Below are 2,638 nucleotides of genomic sequence, written 5' to 3' on the forward strand. Positions count from 1 at the left end.
ACTCCGTCGGACCGGGCTCGTCGGCGGTCGGCTGCGGGTCGTCGTCTGCCACGCCTCAGGCGAGGCCGAGATCGGCCAGCGTCAACAGCGACCGGTAGGGCACGCCGAGCGCCTCGATGACCTCATCGGCGCCGGTATCTCGATCGACAACGGTCGCCACCCCGATCACCGTCGCGCCGGCTTCGCGTGCCGCCTCGACCGCGGTCGACGGTGACGCCCCGGTGGTCGAGGTGTCCTCGACGACCAGCACGCGGCGCCCGGAGATGTCGGGGCCCTCGATCCGACGTTGCATCCCATGGGTTTTGGCGGCCTTGCGCACCACGAAGGCATCAATGGCACGGCCACCGGCATGCATGATGGACGTCGCCACCGGGTCCGCGCCCAGGGTGAGTCCGCCGACGGCGTCGTATTCCCAGTCGGCGGTGAGTTGACGCATGAGCGTGCCGATCAGCGGCGAGGCCTGATGGTGCAGCGTCGCCCGGCGCAGATCGACGTAATAGTCGGCTTCTTTGCCCGATGAGAGCGTCACCTTGCCGTGCACCACCGAGAGTTCTTTGACCAGTTCGGCGAGGACCTCTCGATCGGCGGTATCGACGGACGGAATCGCTGCGGACACTACAGAACTCGCTCTCTTCTCGCGGATCGGGCCCCGGCCCCGACGGGTCGGTCGTGTGATCAGTTGCGGCGGTGACGGTTCCGTCGCGAGGGCATTTCACTCGGACCGGTCCGTGCCTGTCGCGTCGGCGGCGCGACATCGTCGTCGTCGAGATCGACGTCGTCGTCGAGCTCCGGCGGTCGAGTTGCCTTGCCGCGCACCGGCATCGGTGCCATCGGACGGCCGGCGGGCCGGGGATCGGTCGGAGCCGAACGGCCTTCGGCAGGCGGGGCGGCACGTCGCGGCCGCGGTGCCACCTCGGCCGGCTTGCGCAACGCGGTCGGCACCGCGGCGTCGGAGCCCGTACCGTCACGCTCCGCCCTGTCTCGACCTGCGGCCTCCATGCGTGCGCGCCGGTTCTTGTCGCGCATGTTCTCGGTCTTCTCGTCGGCCAGCTCGGCGCGGGTCGGACCGTGCGGATCGCGCGGGTCGGGGGCGTCCTGCGGCTCACGCAGCGGCGGCAGCACCCGCAGCAGGTCGGCGAAGCGCCGCACGACCTCCAGGCCGGTGTCGAGTTCGGTGGCGTCGTCGGTCAGCGGTAGCGACCCCAGCGCCCAGTTGCCCTCGTTCCACAGCACCTCGACGTAGGCCGGGGCCTTGTTGGCCAGCGCGACCATGCGCCGGTCACACACGCGGCGGGCGGCGTCGAGATTGTTGGAGAACATCACGCGCGGGCCCATCGCGCCGAGCAGTTCCACGTCCTCTTCGGCGGGGGCGAGGACGTCCTCGTGCCGCAGGTCGACGACCACGGCGGACGGGGTCGACCGGCGGACCGCGATCACCGTGGCGGTCTCGGAGAGGTCGAAGACAACTGCCTCGGCGCCCCCGTAGTGCCCGTAGGCCACGTTCTCCACGGCGACGGTGTCGGGCACGTTCATGGTGGCGCGGCGGAACACCGTACGGAGCTTGGTGTCGGTCTCGCGGAACTTGAAGTCGTGCTCGTCACCCCAGATCGCGCGCTCGTGCCTCGTGACCGAGGAACGGCGGCGATCGAGCCACAGCAGGGCCACCGCCCCGGCCAAGGCAATGGCGGCGATCACGAAATAGACGATGGTCATCGCGCTACAGACTACTTCAGGGTGTGTGCGGATCGCGCCGCACGACGTACCCCCGGACCTTGTCGACGACGTTGTCGAGGTGCGTTTCGAGGTCGTCATCACCGGCGCCGACGTATCGCCGCAGGTTATCGAGGATCTGCGCGCTCAGCACATCCCGCCATCCGACGACGTCACCGCTGAGATGCGCCGAGATCGCGACGTTGTCCATCCGCCACAGCGGGTTGTCGGCGGGCAGGGGTTCGGTGACGAACACATCGAGCGATGCCGCACCGATCTCGCCCGTCTGCAGCGCCTCGATCAACGCCGGCTCGTCGACGAGGTCGCCGCGCCCCACGTTGATCAGATGCGCGTCGGCGCGCATCGCCGCGAGCACCTCGGCGTTGATCATGGCGCGCGTCGCCGCGGTCAGCGGGGCGATCGCGACGACCGTGTCGAACCCGCCGACGTACTCGGCCAGTCGTGCGGTCTCGTGGACCACGCCGAAGTCGGGGTCGTGGTCCCGAGCCCGTCGTCCGGCACCGGTGACCTCGATTCCGACCGCGCGCAGCAGCCGAGCGATCTCCCGGCCGATGCCACCGGTACCGATGACCAGGGCCGACGTACCGGTGGTCGAGCGCGTCTCCCGCCAGCGCCACTCACGACGCGCCTGTAGGCGCATCGATTCGTGCAAGAGTTTGTCGCGGGCCAGGATCGAGGCGAGGACGAATTCCGCGATGGGTCGATCGAAGACGCCGTGGGCGTTGGTCACCACCACATCGGAGTCGGTCAGCTCGTCGAACAGCAGCGAATCCACCCCAGCCGCGCACACGTGCACCCACCGCAGCGCGTCGGCCTGGGCCCAGTTGTCCCGCAGTGCGCGCGAGAAGAAGTCCCACACCACCAGCACATCGGCGCCCGGCAGCGCCGAGCCGAGTTCGTCGGCGGG

At 69.6% G+C, this 2,638-nt stretch carries 3 protein-coding genes; all 3 read right to left on the bottom strand.

Annotated features, from left to right (window positions below; all coding sequences use genetic code 11):
- Window positions 1-55: 55 nt before the first annotated feature.
- Entirely contained in the window at window positions 56-616 is a 561-nt protein-coding gene (gene pyrE, locus B1964_RS19450) for an orotate phosphoribosyltransferase (RefSeq protein WP_006371869.1), read from the bottom strand.
- 59 nt (window positions 617-675) lie between these two features.
- Window positions 676-1,713 (bottom strand): hypothetical protein, encoded by a 1,038-nt coding sequence (locus tag B1964_RS19455; protein ID WP_079930937.1) that lies wholly within the window; start codon window positions 1,711-1,713, stop codon window positions 676-678.
- A 16-nt stretch (window positions 1,714-1,729) separates the two neighbouring features.
- Window positions 1,730-2,638, bottom strand: a 909-nt coding sequence (locus B1964_RS19460; RefSeq protein ID WP_079930938.1) for a D-2-hydroxyacid dehydrogenase, incomplete at its 5' end; no start/stop codon positions are given.

The organism is Gordonia sp. i37 (assembly GCF_002043085.1).
GTDB lineage: Bacteria > Actinomycetota > Actinomycetes > Mycobacteriales > Mycobacteriaceae > Gordonia > Gordonia polyisoprenivorans.

What these genes read in the sequence shown, in the direction of transcription:
- B1964_RS19455 (WP_079930937.1), bottom strand. Translation starts at nt 1,713, where the DNA reads ATGACCATCGTCTATTTCGTGATCGCCGCCATTGCCTTGGCCGGGGCG.